General features: G+C 71.9%; 11 protein-coding genes. 5 read left to right on the forward strand and 6 right to left on the reverse strand.

Translation table 11 applies throughout. From position 1 onward, the window contains the following. Positions 1-26: 26 nt before the first annotated feature. From B1H55_RS06495 to dxs, 5 genes are all read right to left on the reverse strand, one after another. Positions 27-1202, reverse strand: coding sequence for a lipid II:glycine glycyltransferase FemX (locus B1H55_RS06495; RefSeq protein WP_231952536.1), 1176 nt, complete (start codon positions 1200-1202; stop codon positions 27-29). A gap of 229 nt (positions 1203-1431) precedes the next feature. Next, positions 1432-2310, reverse strand: coding sequence for a pyruvate formate-lyase-activating protein (gene pflA, locus B1H55_RS06500; RefSeq protein ID WP_073454184.1), 879 nt, complete (start codon positions 2308-2310; stop codon positions 1432-1434). A gap of 21 nt (positions 2311-2331) precedes the next feature. Continuing rightward, the gene (gene grcA2 / locus B1H55_RS06505; RefSeq protein WP_017178723.1) at positions 2332-2577 is read right to left on the reverse strand and encodes an autonomous glycyl radical cofactor GrcA2; all 246 of its coding nucleotides are present in this window, start codon (positions 2575-2577) and stop codon (positions 2332-2334) included. Between the two features lie 67 nt (positions 2578-2644). Further along, positions 2645-4762 carry a pyruvate formate lyase family protein gene (locus tag B1H55_RS06510; RefSeq protein WP_073454182.1) on the reverse strand — a complete coding sequence of 706 codons (2118 nt, stop codon included), beginning with the start codon at positions 4760-4762 and terminating at the stop codon, positions 2645-2647. A gap of 345 nt (positions 4763-5107) precedes the next feature. Then, entirely contained in the window at positions 5108-7162 is a 2055-nt protein-coding gene (gene dxs / locus B1H55_RS06515) for a 1-deoxy-D-xylulose-5-phosphate synthase (RefSeq protein ID WP_231952537.1), read from the reverse strand. A gap of 262 nt (positions 7163-7424) precedes the next feature. Between dxs and B1H55_RS06520 the strand changes: the two genes are divergently transcribed. Both B1H55_RS06520 and B1H55_RS06525 read left to right on the forward strand, forming a co-directional pair. Further along, complete coding sequence (locus B1H55_RS06520) at positions 7425-9437, forward strand: alpha/beta hydrolase family protein (RefSeq protein ID WP_080461647.1); 2013 nt, start codon at positions 7425-7427, stop codon at positions 9435-9437. Next, positions 9434-11425 (forward strand): chloride channel protein, encoded by a 1992-nt coding sequence (locus B1H55_RS06525; RefSeq protein ID WP_080461648.1) that lies wholly within the window; start codon positions 9434-9436, stop codon positions 11423-11425. Before B1H55_RS06520 ends, B1H55_RS06525 begins: the two co-directional genes overlap by 4 nt. A gap of 42 nt (positions 11426-11467) precedes the next feature. Here B1H55_RS06525 and B1H55_RS06530 read toward each other — a convergent pair whose 3' ends face one another. Next, the gene (locus B1H55_RS06530; RefSeq protein WP_073454176.1) at positions 11468-11983 is read right to left on the reverse strand and encodes a hypothetical protein; all 516 of its coding nucleotides are present in this window, start codon (positions 11981-11983) and stop codon (positions 11468-11470) included. 187 nt (positions 11984-12170) lie between these two features. Here B1H55_RS06530 and B1H55_RS06535 point away from each other — a divergent pair, with 187 nt between their 5' ends. The 3 genes from B1H55_RS06535 to B1H55_RS06545 form a co-directional block, all read left to right on the forward strand. Further along, on the forward strand, positions 12171-13715 hold the full coding sequence (locus B1H55_RS06535) for a leucyl aminopeptidase (RefSeq protein WP_073454174.1): 1545 nt from the start codon (positions 12171-12173) through the stop codon (positions 13713-13715). A 152-nt stretch (positions 13716-13867) separates the two neighbouring features. Beyond that, entirely contained in the window at positions 13868-15241 is a 1374-nt protein-coding gene (gene lpdA / locus B1H55_RS06540; RefSeq protein WP_077241035.1) for a dihydrolipoyl dehydrogenase, read from the forward strand. Positions 15242-15302: 61 nt separating this feature from the next. Further along, positions 15303-15643 (forward strand): biotin/lipoyl-containing protein (locus tag B1H55_RS06545; protein WP_338071675.1); only part of this gene is annotated, 341 nt, incomplete at its 3' end.

The following is a 15643-nucleotide window of genomic DNA, read 5'->3' on the forward strand; positions in this document are numbered from 1 at the left end:
GCCCCCGATCGGGCTCGGCCGCCTCATCATCCCCGGGTGCGCGTGAGGGCCGGGGCGGGGCGCCCACCGGAGAGCGAGGATCGGGCCGGGCACTGCCCCGGCCGCGGTGATGGCGCTCGGAGGCCCCGCATGGACGTCGTCGAGATCCGGCGGCGCACGGGGCTCATGGCCGATCGCACGGCCCGCTTGGCGCCCAGCGCCATGGCGAGGGTCTTGTACACGGAGGGCTTGACCGGGATGTCCCAGGCGCCGGGCACGTCGACGGGGCCGCTCTGGGTGAATTTGCTCTTGAACTCCCGCACACCGGCGAGCTCGGGAACGCGCTCCGAGTCCACTCCCATGAGGTCGTAGCGGGTGACGCCCTCGGCGCGCAGCCAACAGGCCTCGCGGTAGAGCAGGGCGTCGGCGGCCCGCAGCCTCCGGCCCTGCGAGGAGGAGGCGGCGTAGTAGCGCATGGCGCCGTCGCCGTACACCGTGACGATCGACCATGCGAGCACCCGCCCCTCCCCGTCGCGGCCCACGTAGAGCCGGGCGTGCTCGGGGCCGAGAGCGGCCAGCATCGTCCGGTAGGTCTGCTCGGGAGCCGGCCGGAACCCATCGCGCTCCCCGGTCTCGAGGAGCACCTCGTAGAGCTCGGTGAAGGCCTCCTGGGCGCGGCCGGTCTCATCGGCGAAGCGCATCGCCTCATTGCGCAGGGCCTTGCGCACATCCCTGCGGCCCCGGGCTTTGAAGCTCGCCAGGAGGTCCTCATCGGTGGGGCGGTCGAGGTCGAGGATGACGGTGCGGTCGTAGGTCATGGTCTGCAGGAGCTCGTGGCAGTCCTCGCCGACGAACGAGGCGTGCATGCGCACGAACACCGTCGAGGGATCGGCATGGCGGACATGGCGGACGAGCCGCCCTCGCAGGTCGGCCTCCTCGGCCGCCGTGGGCGCGGGCCCCAGCCAGACGGGAGCGTGCCGGGCCCACAGGTAGGGGAAGCCGCGAACCTGCATACGGGTCAGCGAGATGAGGGCCCGGTCCCGCCCGTCGACGTCGCGGTAGACGAGCCGACCCCAAGGCTGCCTTCCGTCCTGGGCGAGGTCGAAGCGGTCCCAGACCTCGGTCTGCTCGATGGGGAGCGTCTGCCCGGCCTCACTGGCCGCGAGCCGGAAGGCCTCCCAGTCGATCTGCTCCAGTGAGCCCGGGCGCGCAGGCGGATTCACGGACGTGGAGAGCATGGTGAGGCCTCTTCTCACCCCGGCGGGGGGGGCGGGTTCGGTACGAGTCGGAGCAACCGCCGATCCGCGCCTGGAGATGCTGCCCGGCGCGGTAGGGCGCCGGGCGGACCACCGGCTGCCGGGAGGAACGGTAAGAGCATCACATGATGGGGCCCTGTGCCGTACCTTGACCGATCCTGTGAGCCCCCTCCGGGGGCCGAGGGGCGCCCGATCCTCAGTGCACGGTGAATCCGTGGGAGCGGAAGATCGCGCGCGTGGACTCCACGAGCTCGGGCTCGGGGGGACGCGTGTCGCGCAGCTTGTACTCCAACCTCAGCGCATCCCATTTGTCGGTGCCCATCTGGTGGAAGGGCAGCACCTCGACGCGGCTGACCACGGAGCCCCAGCGCTCGATGATCCGCGCGACATTCTCCACATTCCCCGGATCATCCGTCAGACCGGGGACGAGGACGAACCGGGCCCAGATCTCAATGCCCTTGGCGGCCAGGCGGTCGCCGAAGTCGATCGTCGGGGCGAGCTCCCGGCCGGTGACCCTCTTGTAGGTCTCCTCATCCCCGCTCTTGACGTCGAGGAGCACGAGGTCGACATTGTCGAGCATCTCGTCGGTGGCGTTGCGTCCGAGATAGCCGGAGGTGTCGATGCAGGTGTGAATCCCCATCGCCTTGGCGCCGGCCAGGAGGCGCGCCGCGAAGGCGGGCTGCATGAGGACCTCGCCGCCGGAGAGGGTGATGCCGCCGCCCGAGGCCCTGAAGACGTTCCTGTAGCGCTTCATGCGCCGCAGGAGCTCATCGGCCTCGACCGGTTCGCCGTCCTTCATGAGGAAGGTGTCCGGGTTGTGGCAGTAGAGGCAGCGCAGCGGGCAGCCGTTGAGGAAGATGGTCATCCTCGTGCCGGGACCATCCACCGCTGTGACGAGCTCCCAGGAGTGGATGGAGCCCAGAGTCCCCTCGCGCATGCGCGCGAGTCGCTCCGAGCGCTGAATGTCGGTGAGCTCTTCGAGCCCGCCGATGCCCGCCCCGCGCAGACGGGCGGCCGGGGCCAGGAAATCCTGGTCCCGGCCGCCCGGCGTCGCGGGGGCCATGGTCTCAGTCATCTGAGCCCCGCCCCGGCCGGATCAGGCGCCGGCGTGGAAGGTGCGGTTGAGGACGTCCAGCTGCTGCTCGCGCGTCAGCTTGACGAAGTTGACGGCGTAGCCGGAGACGCGGACCGTGAGGTTCGGGTAGTTCTCCGGGTGCTCCATCGCGTCCTCAAGGGTGTTGCGGTCCAGGACGTTGATGTTGGCGTGGTAGAGGCCCTTGACGCCGCCGTTGTCCTGGCGCTGCGCCTTCATGGACTCGAGGCGCTCTTCGTAGGTGGGCATGTCTGCCCCTTTCTGTGTGGTGAGTTGTGTTCTGAGCCGTGATGGTCCAGGGGATCGCGCGGTGCGATCAGACCTCGGCGCAGTCGTCCGGGACGAAGCCGGCGTCGAGGATGCCCACGAGGTTGGAGACGCGCTCGTCGAGCGTGCGGCCCAGGCCCTGCGGGGTGATGGTGTTGGTCAGTGAGATGCCGTCGAGGGCGTCGTTGTAGTCGAGCTTGCCGACGGAGAGCATGGAGGCGACCATGCCGTGCGTGTCCATGCCGTTCTCCGGGTTCGCGCCCGGGGAGAAGGGGGTGCCCTTCTTGTGGCCGGACGGGAAGGAGCCGGTGGCCTTGCCGTAGACGACGTTCGAGGTGATCGTCAGCACGGACTGGGTCGGGATCGCGTCGCGGTACATGGGCTGCGCCTTGATCTTGGACATGATCGTGTGGACCACGGTGGCGGCGATGTCGTCGGCGCGGTCGTCGTCGTTGCCGTAGATCGGGAAGTCGCCCTCGGTGACGTAGTCGACGACGAGGCCGGTCTCATCGCGCACCGGGGTGACCTTGGCGTACTTGATGGCGCTCAGGGAGTCGGCGACGATCGACAGGCCCGCGATGCCGCAGCCCATGGTGCGCACGATGTCGGAGTCGTGCAGCGCCATCTCGATGGCCTCGTAGGCGTAGCGGTCGTGGCACATGTGGATGATGTTGAGGGCCTCCACGTAGGTGGCGACGACCCAGTCGAGCATCTTCTCGTACTTGTCCCAGACCTCGTCGAAGTCCAGGGGGCCATCGCCCTCGATGCCGGGCAGGCCGGTGACGACCTGCTTGCCGGTCATCTCGTCGCGACCGCCGTTGATGGCGTACAGGAGCGCCTTGGCGGAGTTGACGCGGGCGCCGAAGAACTGCATCTGCTTGCCCACGCGCATCGGGGAGACGCAGCAGGCGATGGCGGCGTCGTCGCCCCAGTGCTCGCGGATCTGCTCATCGGCCTCGTACTGGATGGAGGAGGTCGTGATGGAGATGTAGGCGCAGAAGTCCTTGTAGCCCTTGGGGAGCTTCTCATCCCAGAAGATGGTGATGTTGGGCTCCGGGGCGGGGCCGAGGTTCACCAGCGTCTGGAGGAGGCGGAAGGAGGTCTTGGTGACCATGTGGCGGTTGTCGTCGGAGAAGCCGGCGTCGGACCAGGTCGCCCAGTAGGGGTCGCCGGAGAAGATCTGGTCGTAGTCGGTGGTGCGCAGGAAGCGCGTGATGCGCAGCTTCATGACGATGTTGTCGATGAGCTCCTGGGCGCGGGCCTCGTCGATGACGCCGGCCTTGAGGTCGCGCTCGAAGAAGCAGTCGAGGAAGGCGGAGAGCCGGCCGATGGACATGGCGGCGCCGTCCTGGGACTTCACCGAGGCGAGGTAGGCGAAGTACGTCCACTGCACTGCCTCGTGGGCGTTCTTGGCCGGGCCGGAGATGTCGAAGCCGTAGTCGGCCGCCATCTTCTTGAGCTTCTTGAGGGCCTTGATCTGCTCGGAGTGCTCCTCGCGGTAGCGGGCCCAGTGCTCGGAGAAGGGCTGGTCGGCGACCTTGTCCTTGGCGATCTCCTTGAGCTCGATGAGGCGGTCGACGCCGTAGAGGGCCACGCGGCGGTAGTCGCCGATGATGCGACCGCGGCCGTAGGCGTCGGGCAGGCCGGTGATGATGTGGCTGGAGCGCGCGGCGCGGATGCGCGGGGTGTAGATGTCGAAGACCGCGTCGTTGTGGGTTTTGCGGTAGCGGGTGAAGATCTTGGCGACCTCCGGGTCGACCTCCTTGCCGGCCTCCTTGATGGCCTGGGCCACCATCCTCCAGCCGCCGTTGGGCATCATGGCGCGCTTGAGCGGGGAGTCGGTCTGGAGGCCGACGATGACGTCGTCGTCCTCGGAGATGTAACCGGGGGCGAAGGCGTCGATGTCACTGGGGGTGTGGGTGTCGACGTCGAGGATGCGGACCTTGCGCTCCTCCTTGAGGTACTTCTCCTCCAGGGTGTTCCACAGGCGAAGGGTCTTGTCCGTGGCGCCGGCGAGGAATGAGGAGTCGCCGTCGTAGGGGGTGTAGTTGCGCTGGATGAAGTCGCGGACGTCGATGTCCTCGGTCCACGGGCCGGTGGCGAATCCCTCCCACGCGTCGGTCCGGGTGCCCTCCGCGGTGGTGGATGAAGTGACCTCAGTTGTCATCCGTGTCCTCCTGTATGTGGGCGGCGGTCCCGCCCGGCTATGTCGTCGCCCTCGTGAGGCGTGGCGGTACATCGTTGCGCCGTCACCCCAAGCGTAGGCCCTTCGGCCCCGGCGCGGCCAAGACGATCGGGGCCTCGTCGGTGCGATGACTCACACAGCGTTCTAGACCACTCTAATTTAGGCCTTTAGTCCCATGGGGACATTGTTCCGGTCCACACCGTCAGACATCGGATAGCCTGCGGTCTTCACCCGTCCCCGCAAGGGCGCATAGCGCGGGCGCATGAGCACAATAGGACACCCGTCCCATGATCCGAGCCCTCCTGGGCAGGGCGTCGGCGGCCCCGGTCAGCGCCGCGCACGGACCGCCGCGGCGACGCCCTCGGCGGTCATGGAGAACTCCTCCAGGAGGGCGGCCCGGTCGCAGGTCCGCACGAACCGCCTCGGCACCCCTATCCGCGTGGTCGGGGGCGGCGCCGGGGCCGCACCCCGGGAGTCGCCCCCGCCCCCGGCGGTCAGGACGTCGAGGGCGTCATCCATCGCGTCGCGCAACTGCGAACCGATACCGCCGTCGACCAGCCCGTCCTCTGCCACCACGACGCGACCGGCCGTCAGGGCCAACTCGGTCAGGGCGCTCGGGACGGGGATCACCCACCGAGGAGAGGCGACGATCACGTCACGGCCCTCTGCGGCCAGCGCGCGGCCGGCGGCCAGCGCGGCCGGCGCCATGGCGCCCACGCCGACGATGAGGGCCGGGGCGCCGGGCGACCGGCCCGCCCCCTCACCGGCGGTCCGGCCGGCATCGCCGCCCGCCCGGTGCTCCAGGAGCAGATCGACCTGGCCGAAGGCGCCGTCATCCCCCTCGAGCGTCCGCACTGCGGGCAGCGGGGCGGGCAGCGCCCCCTTGGGATACCTCACGACCGTCGGGCCGTCGTCGACGCCCACCGCCTCGCGCACGCACGTGCGCAGAGAGGCCTCGTCGCGGGGCGCGGCCAGGCGCAGCCCGGGCACGTGGCCCAGCAGCGCCATGTCCCACATGCCGTTGTGGCTCGCGCCGTCGTTGCCCGTCAGACCCGCCCGGTCGAGCATGATCGTCACCCCGGCCCGGTGCAGGCCGACGTCCATGAGCACCTGGTCGAAGGCCCGGTTGAGGAAGGTCGCGTACAGCGACACGACGGGGTGCAGCCCGGCGAAGGCCATGCCGGCGCTGGCGGTGAGCGCGTGCTGCTCGGCGATGCCCACGTCCATGACCCGCTCCGGCATGGCATCGGCCAGCGGCTGGAGGCCCACCGGCTGCTGCATGGCGGCGGTGATCCCCACGATCCGCTCGTCGCGGCGGGCCAGCGCGAGGATCTCCTCCGCGAAGACGGCGGTCCATCCGAAGGCGGAGGGCACGACGGGCAGGCCGGTCTCGGGGTGGATGCGCCCCACGGCGTGGAAGCGATCGGCCACGTCCTCCTCGGCGGGGGTGTAGCCGCGGCCCTTCTCGGTGATGACGTGGACGATGACGGGCTCGGAGTACTCCCTGGCCCGGGTCAGCGCGAACTCCAGTGCGGTGATGTCGTGGCCGTCCACCGGACCGGTGTACTTGATCCCCAGGTCCTCGAAGAACGCCGAGGGGACCAGGACGTCCTTGATGCCGGCCTTGAGGCCGTGGAGGGCGTCGAAGGCGGCGCGGCCCGGGGCCCCCTGCGCCAGCAGGCCGCGCTTGATCCCGGACAGCATGCGCTCGTAGCCGGGGTTGGTGCGCAGGGCGTCGAGGTGGTGGGCGAGCCCGCCGATGGTCGGGGCGTAGGAGCGGCCGTTGTCGTTGACGACGATGACGAGGTGCTTGTCCCCCGAGTCCGCGATGTTGTCGAGGGCCTCCCAGGCCATCCCTCCCGTCATCGCCCCGTCGCCGATGATGGCGACGACGTGCCGGTCCTCGTGGCCCCGAATCCTGTTGGCCCGGGCGATGCCGTCCGCCCATGACAGCGCGGTGGAGGCGTGGGAGTTCTCCACAACGTCATGGGCGGACTCCCCGCGGTCCGGGTATCCCGACAGCCCCCCGCGCGAGCGCAGCGCCGAGAAGTCCTGGCGCCCCGTGAGCAGTTTGTGGACATAGGCCTGGTGCCCGGTGTCGAAGATGAGGGAGTCGGCCGGGGAGCGGAAGGTCCGGTGCAGGGCGATCGTCAGCTCGACAACGCCGAGGTTGGGCCCGAGGTGCCCGCCCGTCCGCGAGACGCTGGTGACGAGGTAGGCGCGGATCTGGGCGGCGAGCTGGACGAGTTGGTCGGAGGTCAGCCTGCGCAGGTCCTCGGGCCCGCGGATCGAGGCGAGCAGCGGGGCCGGCGCGGGGTCCTCGCCGGCGCCCGCCCGGCGCGCCCGATCGCGCTGGGACGACGGGGGTGTCGGAGGTGTCATTGCCACGGACCTCCAGGAACTCGACGGCGGATGGGTGGTGATGATCAGCCTGGCCGGTGGTGGGCGGGCCCCCGCGGCGGCGTGGCAAGCATAGGCGCCGTCGATGCGCCTGCGCGCCATCGCGCGCGGTGCCGACGAGCACGTAGTCTTGGCCCGGGACCGGCGCAGGCCCCAGGGCCCCGCTCCCCAGGGCCCCGCACTGCGCCCGGAGCGCGCCGGCACGCGCCCGCACGCCGACCATCGCCGCCCTCGAGGAGGAAGCATGACCACGATCGCGCCCTATGGCAGTTGGCCCTCGCCCATCTCGCCCGGAACGATCACCAGCCGCACGATCAACCTCTCGCAGGTGCGCGTCGATGGCCCCGACACCTACTGGGTGGAGCGGCGCGCCACCGACTCCGGCCGCCAGGTGCTGCTGCGCCGCGACGGCGCGGGCCGCATCGGGGAGGTCCTGCCCCTGACCCCCGGCGACGAGCTGGTCGACGCGCGCACCCGGGTGCACGAGTACGGCGGGCGCGCCTACGCCGTCGACTCCGGGATCATCGTGGTCTCCCACGCGGGCGACGGGCGCCTCTACCGCTTCGACGTCGCGCACAGACTGCGCGGCCTGGTCCCCCTGACGATCTACGGCGACGTGCGCCACGGGGATCTGGAGATCGACACCGAGCGCGGCCTCGTCTACGCCGTGCGCGAGGACCACCGCGGCGAGGGCAGGGCCATCAACACGCTGGTCGCCATCCCTCTGGACGGCTCGGCCGCGCGCGACGACGCCCCGGTGCGCACGATCGTGTCGGGGACCGACTTCGTCTCCTCCCCCACGCTCTCGCCCGACGGGCGCCACCTCGCCTGGCTGTCCTGGGACCACCCGTGGATGCCCTGGGACAACGCCGCCCTGCACGTGGGCGACCTGCTGCCCGACGGGACCCTGGGCGAGCAGGCGCTGGTCGGCGGCGGCGATGGGCACGGGGCCGCCGAGCCGCGCTGGACGGAGGAGTGCGAGCTCATCCACGTCTCGGACGCCTCCGGCTTCTGGAACCTGTACCGCACGGAGGGGTTCCCCCGGCGCGGAACCGCGCGGACCGGCTGGAGCGAGCGGCTGCGGACCCGTCCCCTGCACCCCACGGACGCGACCTTCACCCAGCCGGCCTGGCAGCTGGGGCCCCACTCCTTCGACGTCCTCGACGGCGAGCGCCTCATCGCCTCGTGGACGAGGGACTCCGTGTGGCACCTGGGCACCATCAAATTGGCCAATGGCGAGCTCGAGGAGTGGGCGACCGGCTGGCAGCCCCTGGGCAATGTGGCCGCCACCGACGGCCGGGTCGTCATGCTGGCGGGCAACGAGCGCGAGCTGCCGGGGATCATCGAGATCTCCGGCGGCGAGGTGGCCGTGCTGCGCGGCTCGAGCGATTTCGGGCCCGCCGAGCGCGGCGTGTCCCTGCCGGAGACGATCTCGTGGCCCTCCTCCGACGGCGTGACCGCCCATGGCTTCTTCTACCCCCCGGCCTCGGTGGAGCACGCGGGCCCCGAGGACGAGCTGCCCCCGCTCATCGTCCAGGTGCACGGCGGCCCGTCCGCCATGTCCCGCTCGGTCTACGACCTCAAGGTGCAGTACTGGACGTCCCGCGGCTTCGCCTACCTGGAGGTCAACTACCGCGGCTCGACCGGCTACGGGCGCGCCTTCCGCCGGGCCCTCAACGGCGCCTGGGGCGTGGGCGAGGTCGAGGACGTCGTCGCCGGCGCCCGCCACCTCATCGAGGCGGGCCGGGTCGACGGCTCCAGGGTCGCGGTGCGCGGCTCGTCGGCCGGAGGGTTCACCGTGCTCTCGGCGATCACCCGCTCCGATGTGTTCTCCGCGGCGACCTCGCTCTACGGCGTCGCCGACCTGCGGATGCTCATCCAGGAGACCCACAAGTTCGAGTCGCACTACGTCCAGGAGCTCATCGGGGCGGACGGCATCGATGATCCCCTGCTGGCCGAGCGCTCCCCCATCAACCACGTGGACTCCATCCACGCGCCCCTCCTGCTGCTGCAGGGCTCGAACGACTCCATCGTCCCGGCCGATCAGGCCACCTCCATGTTCGAAGCGGCGCGCGCCAAGGGCCTGCCGGTGGCCCTCGAGGTCTTCCAGGGCGAGGGCCACGGCTTCCGCCTGGGCGCGAACATCCGCAAGGCCCTGGCCGACGAGCTGTCCTTCTACAGCCAGGTGTGGGGCATCGCCCGGGACGACGAGGCCACGCCCATCGCGGTGGAGAACCTCGCGCCCCGCGGGGAATGACGCCGCCCGCGCCAGGGGGCGCCGCCACTGCCGTGCGCGCCAGGGGGGCCGCCCTGCGCCTCCTGCGCTACCACCGCTCGGGGCTGCTCGCCCTGGCGGTCGTCGTCGGGCTCGTCTCGGGGGGCGGCGCGGTCCTGTTCCGCATCGGCATCGACTCCTGGACCCGTCTCCTCACCGGGGCCGAGGACTACACCGAGGCCATGGGCCCCTCCCAGGGCCTCCTCTCCTTCGCCGGACGATGGTTCGTGCTCCTGGCCCCGGTCATCTCCGGCGCGCTCGTGGGCCCGCTCATGGCGGTCCTCGGGCGCACGACGACGGGCCACGGCGTCGGCGGGGTCATCTGGTCGGCGCGGCGCGGCGATGGCACCGTGGCGCCCGTCCCGGCGCTCGCCTCGACAGGAGCGGCGATCCTGACCATCGGGGGCGGCGGGGCGGTCGGTCCCGAGGGGCCGATCGCCGAGCTCGGCGCCTCGGCCGGCAGCGTCGTCGGGCGCGCCCTGGGGCTGCCCGTGAGATCGGCCCGGATGCTCACCGCGGCGGGAACGGCCGCGGGCATCGCCTCGGCCTTCAACGCGCCCCTGGCCGGCGCCTTCTTCGCCATGGAGGTCATCCTCGTGGACTTCACGGTGGATGCCTTCGCGTTCGTTGTGCTGGCCTCGGTGTCCTCCTCCGTCCTGTCCCACCACCTCCTGGGCACGACCCTGTCCCTGTCGCTGCCCTCGCTGTCCCTCGACGGCGACGCCCAGCTCGGCTGGGTCGCGCTCCTGGGCGCACTGGGCGGCCTGGTGGGCATCGCCTTCTCCCGCTGCCGCTTCCTGGCCGCAGACGGGTGCCGCGATCTCCTCGACGCGATGCGCCTGCCGCAGTGGGCGCGCCCGGCCGTCGGCGGCCTCGCCCTCGGGGCGCTGCTCCTGGCCATCCCGGAGATGTACGGGGAATCATCCGCCGTCCTGGGCCGGGCCCTGGACAACGAGTACACGACGACGGCCCTCCTCGCCCTGACCGCGGCGAAGATCGCGGCCACCTCGCTCACGATGGGCGTGGGCTTCGTGGGGGGCGTGTTCGCGCCCTCGCTCCTCATCGGCGGGACCCTCGGCGCATGGCTCGGCTCCCTCGTGGCGCCCACCCCCACCGGCGTCGCCGTGTTCGGCGTGGTCGGCATGGGGGCGGTGTTCACCGGATCGGCGAGGGCCCCGCTGACCGCCGTCATCCTCATCATCGAGATGACCGGTCAGTACGGCCTGCTCAGCCCACTCATGCTCGCCGTGGCGATCGCGACGGTCACCAGCAGGTTCCTCACCCGCACCACGATCTACACCGAGGAGCTGCGGCGCCGGGGCGAGGACATCGACGATCCGGTCGACGCGACGATCGTCGGCCGGGCGACCGCCCGCGACCTCATGCACGAGCCCCCCGCGGTTCTCACGGCCTCGACGTCCCTGGCCCGGGCGGCCAGGGTCGTACGGGCCTCGGGGAGCACGAGCCTGCCCGTCGTGGCCGACGCCGGGGCCCCTGACGATGCCGAGGGGCCGGGCGCCGCGGGCGGGGGCGCGGGAGGCGGCGATGGCGGTCCGGGCCCAGCAGCCGCCCACCGGCGCCTGCTCGGCTGCGTCAGCGCCGTGGCGCTGGCTCAGGCGGCCCTGGAGGAGCGTCGGGGCCAGGCGCCCCGGACGGTCGGCGAACTGCCACTCGATCAAGAGGTCATCGACGTCTCGAGCGGCACGACGGCGGTCCTGAAGGCGCTCGTCGACTCCAGGGCCTCCGGTCTGCCGGTGGTCGAGGCGGGCGCTCCGGGGGCGGGCCCCGGCCGGCTGCGAACGGGGGCCGCCCGGGACGACAGGGGCGATCGGGTGCTGCTGGGCTGGGTGGACCAGGACGAGATGGTGCGGCGCCTCTACCGCCACCAGCACGCCGCCCTCGAGGCCTCGCGGCTGCGGACCTCGCTGGGGTCGCGCGTCCAGGCGCGGTGGCGGGACCGCCACCGGTGAACCGGTCGGCCGTGGGCGGCCCCGTCCAGTGGGCGGCCCCGTCTACTCCGCCCCGCCGCTGGAGCGGCCCCTGCCGGCCTTGTCCGAGCGGGCGGAGGCCAGGTCGGTGATCATCTCCGCGTGGACGACGATGCGCCGGGGATCGCTCATCCACATCCAGATCGCCGCGATCACGGGCAGCACGAGGGGGAGATAACCGTGCCCGCGCCCCCCGTGGGCCAGGAAGGAGGCCTCGAGCTCCGGCGCGGTCCCCGTGATCGTGAGCAGCCCCAGCAGCATCGCGCCGGTGAGCAGCCCGCCCAGGCAGACCCAGCCGATCATCCGCATCCGGCGGCCGTTGTGGGCCATGCACACCGCGAGCATGAGGTAGAGACCACCGGCAACGGCATCGATCGAGTCCAGGACGGGCGCCTGATCGGGATGCCGGATGAGGGAGACGAGGGCGGGCCAGAGCACCGCCAGGCCGAAGACCGCCGTGACGCCCACGAGAATGCGGCTCAGGCCTCGCGCGGGTCGACGACGGTCCTCCGTCGATCGGACCTCGGGGCGATCGTCCATCGTGCTCCTTCGTGCTCATCCGCGTCGGGCGCGGTGGGTCGCGGCTGGGGGCACGGGCACTGCCCGGCCCGATCGGCCCGACCCGCGCCGCCGGCCGTCCGGCGCTCGCCGGGCGGCTCAGGGGCTGCCGCGCCGCGAGAGCCCCTTCGGCACCATGACGGTACCACCGGGCATACCATCTCCATCCGTGAGCACTCTCCACATCGCACCAGCGCCCGCGGCGGGGATCGACGCCGACGTCCTCGTCCTCGCGGCCGAGTCTCCGACCGGCGGGGGCGCTCCCAGCATCCTGTCCCCAGGAGCCTCCCTCGAGGGGGTCGACGTCGAGGCCCTCGAGGCGCTCCTCGCCCCCCTCGGCTTCACCGGTGCCCTCGACGCGGTGGTGAGGGTCCCCTCCGGGGCCGTCGCCGCTCCGGGCGCGACGATCGGCGCGCCGACGATCCTCGTGGTCGGCACCGGGCGCGGCCTGGCCCTCGCCCGGAGCGCTGAGAGCGACGCCGCCGCCTTGGGCCAGGCGCGCGCCGGTGTGCTGTCCCGGGCCGCGGGCCGCGCCGCCCGCGAGTCGGCCGGCGTGGAGCGCGTCGTCCTCGCCCTGCCGTGCGCCGAGCCCGCCGATCTGATCGCCGTCGCCGAGGGCGCCATGACCGGCGCGTACGCGTGGAGCGGCCGGAGGCCCGCGGCCACCGCCCCGCCGGCGTCGATCACCGTCCCCTCGCCGCTGGCGGGTGGGGCCGGGGCCGAGGAGGCCCTGAGTCGCGCGACAGCCCTGGGCGAGGCCGTGACCCTCGCGCGCGACCTGGTCAACGAGCCGCCGAACAGCCTCACCCCGCAGGTCCTGGCCGAGCGCGCCGTCCAGGCCGCCGGCACCGCCGGGGTCGGTGCGGAGGTCCTCGACGAGAGCGCACTGGCCGAGGGGGGCTTCGGGGGGATCCTGGCCGTCGGTCAGGGGGCGGCCAACCCGCCCCGCCTCGTCCGGCTCGATTGGGCGCCCCCGGCGCCCGGGGCGCATGTGGCCCTCGTCGGCAAGGGCATCACCTTCGACTCCGGCGGGCTGTCCCTCAAGCCGCCCGCCTCGATGCCGGAGATGAAGTCCGACATGGCCGGCGCGGCCGCCGTGCTCGGTGCCGTCCTGGCCGCCGCTCGGCTCGAGCTGCCCGTGCGCGTGACCGCGTGGCTCGCCCTGGCGGAGAACATGCCCGGCCCCGGGGCGCAGCGCCCCAGCGACATCATCACCATGCGCGGCGGCACGACGGTGGAGGTGACCAACACCGACGCCGAGGGCCGGCTCGTCATGGCCGATGCCCTTGCCCGCGCCGTCGAGGAGGGGCCCGACGCGGTGCTCGACGTCGCCACCCTCACCGGCGCGCAGATCGTCGCCCTGGGCGACCATGTCTCCGGGGTCATGGGCACCCCGGCCGTCCGAGACGCCGTCGCGCGCGCGGCCGCGGGCGCCGGCGAGTCGTTCTGGGCCATGCCCCTGCCCGAGCAGCTGCGCTCCGGCCTGGACAGCCCTTACGCGGCGCTGCGCAACGCGGTCGTCGGCAGCCGTGCTGGAGGGATGCTGACCGCCGGCCTGTTCCTGCGCGAGTTCGTCGGGACCACGCCCTGGGCACATCTGGACATCGCCGGCCCCGCCTTCAATGAGCGCGCCCCGTGGGGAGGCACCCCCACAGGGGGGACGGGCCACGGAGTGGCAACGCTCCTGGAGTACCTCCGAGCAGTCACCAAGTGACTCGATTCACAGGTCACTTGGGACTCATGTCCCCGATCGACAGGGCATTCCGATGTCTGTCACCCATGCATGGGTGACACAATGTCGTGCGGGACCAACCGCCCACCTGAGCGGTGGGCGACTCGGACAACTCACCATCGAGGAGAGATTCTGTGACAGACACCGTCTACGACATGGTCATCCTGGGCGCCGGTTCGGGCGGGTACGCGGCCGCGCTTCGCGGGGCCCAGCTCGGTTTGAGGGTCGCGCTCATCGAGGCCGACAAGGTGGGCGGCACATGTCTCCACCGCGGCTGCGTGCCCACCAAGGCCATCCTCCACGCCGCCGAGACCGCTGACACGGTCAGGGAGGCCTCCGTCCTCGGCATCCGCGCCGCCCTGGAGGGCATCGACATGCCCGCCGTCAAGACCTACAAGGACGGCATCATCTCGCGCATGTACAAGGGCCTGCAGGGCCTCGTCGCCTCCCGGGGAATCGACCTCATCCAGGGCTGGGGCCGCCTCGTGGCCCCCGACGCCGTCGAGGTCGACGGCCGCCGCATCACCGGCAAGAACATCGTCCTCGCCTCGGGCTCCTACTCCAAGGACATCGGCCAGGAGATCTCCGGCCCGGTGATGACCAGCGAGCAGGCCCTCGAGCTCGACCACGTCCCCGCTTCGGCGGTCATCCTGGGCGGTGGCGTCATCGGCGTCGAGTTCGCCTCCGCATGGGCCTCGCTCGGCTGCCAGGTAACGATCATCGAGGGCCTGCCCCGCCTGGTCCCCAACGAGGACGAGGCCATCTCCAAGCAGCTGGAGCGCGCCTTCCGCAAGCGCAAGATCGCCTTCCGCACCTCGACCATGTTCGAGTCCGTCGAGCGCCATGAGGACTCCGTCACCGTGCGCGCCGCCGACGGCACCACCTATTACGCGGAGGTCCTGCTCATCGCCGTGGGCCGGGGACCGGCCACCGCGAACCTCGGCTACGAGGAGGCCGGGGTCGCCATGGACCGCGGCTTCGTGCTCGCCGACGAGTACGGCCGCACCAATGTCCCCGGCGTGTGGGCCGTGGGGGACATCGTCCCCGGCGTCCAGCTCGCCCACCGCGGATTCGCCCAGGGCATCGTCGTGGCCGAGAAGATCGCCGGCCTCGACCCCACTCCGGTCGACGACGTCCTCGTCCCCAAGGTGACCTTCTGCGAGCCGGAGATCGCCTCCGTGGGCCTGTCCGAGGCCGCGGCCAAGGAGCTCCACGGCGAGGACGCGATCACCACCGCCGAGTTCAACGTCGCGGGCAACGCCAAGAGCCAGATCCTGGGCACGCAGGGCTTCGTCAAGCTCGTCAGCCTCAAGGATGGCCCCATCCTGGGCTTCCACGCCATCGGAGCCCGCATGGGCGAGCAGGTCGGTGAGGGCCAGCTCATGGTCTCCTGGGAGGCCGACGCCCACGACGTCGCCTCGCTCGTCCACGCCCACCCCACCCAGAACGAGACCCTCGGCGAGGCCGCCATGGCCCTCGCCGGGAAGCCGCTGCACAATCACGGCTGATCCACCGGGGCCCGCGCCCCACGAAGGTCCTGCCGAGAACTCCCAAGGAAAGAGTCCACTCATGTCTGAATCCGTGAAGATGCCCGCTCTGGGCGAGTCCGTCACCGAGGGCACCGTCTCCTCCTGGCTCAAGGCCGTCGGGGACACCGTCACCGCCGACGAGCCCCTGGTCGAGGTCGCCACCGACAAGGTCGACACCGAGGTCCCCGCCCCCGCCTCGGGCGTCCTGCTCGAGATCCGTGTCCCCGAGGACGAGACCGTCGAGGTCGGCACCGTCCTGGCCATCATCGGCGAGCCCGGTGAGGCGGGCTCCGCCCCCGCCCCCGAGGCGGCCCCGGCGCCCCAGGCGGCGCCCGAGACCCCCGCCGCCGCACCGGCGCCCCAGGCGGCCGCCCCCGCGCC

Origin of the sequence: Actinomyces denticolens (assembly GCF_002072185.1) — a bacterium.
Classification (GTDB): Bacteria; Actinomycetota; Actinomycetes; order Actinomycetales; family Actinomycetaceae; genus Actinomyces; species Actinomyces denticolens.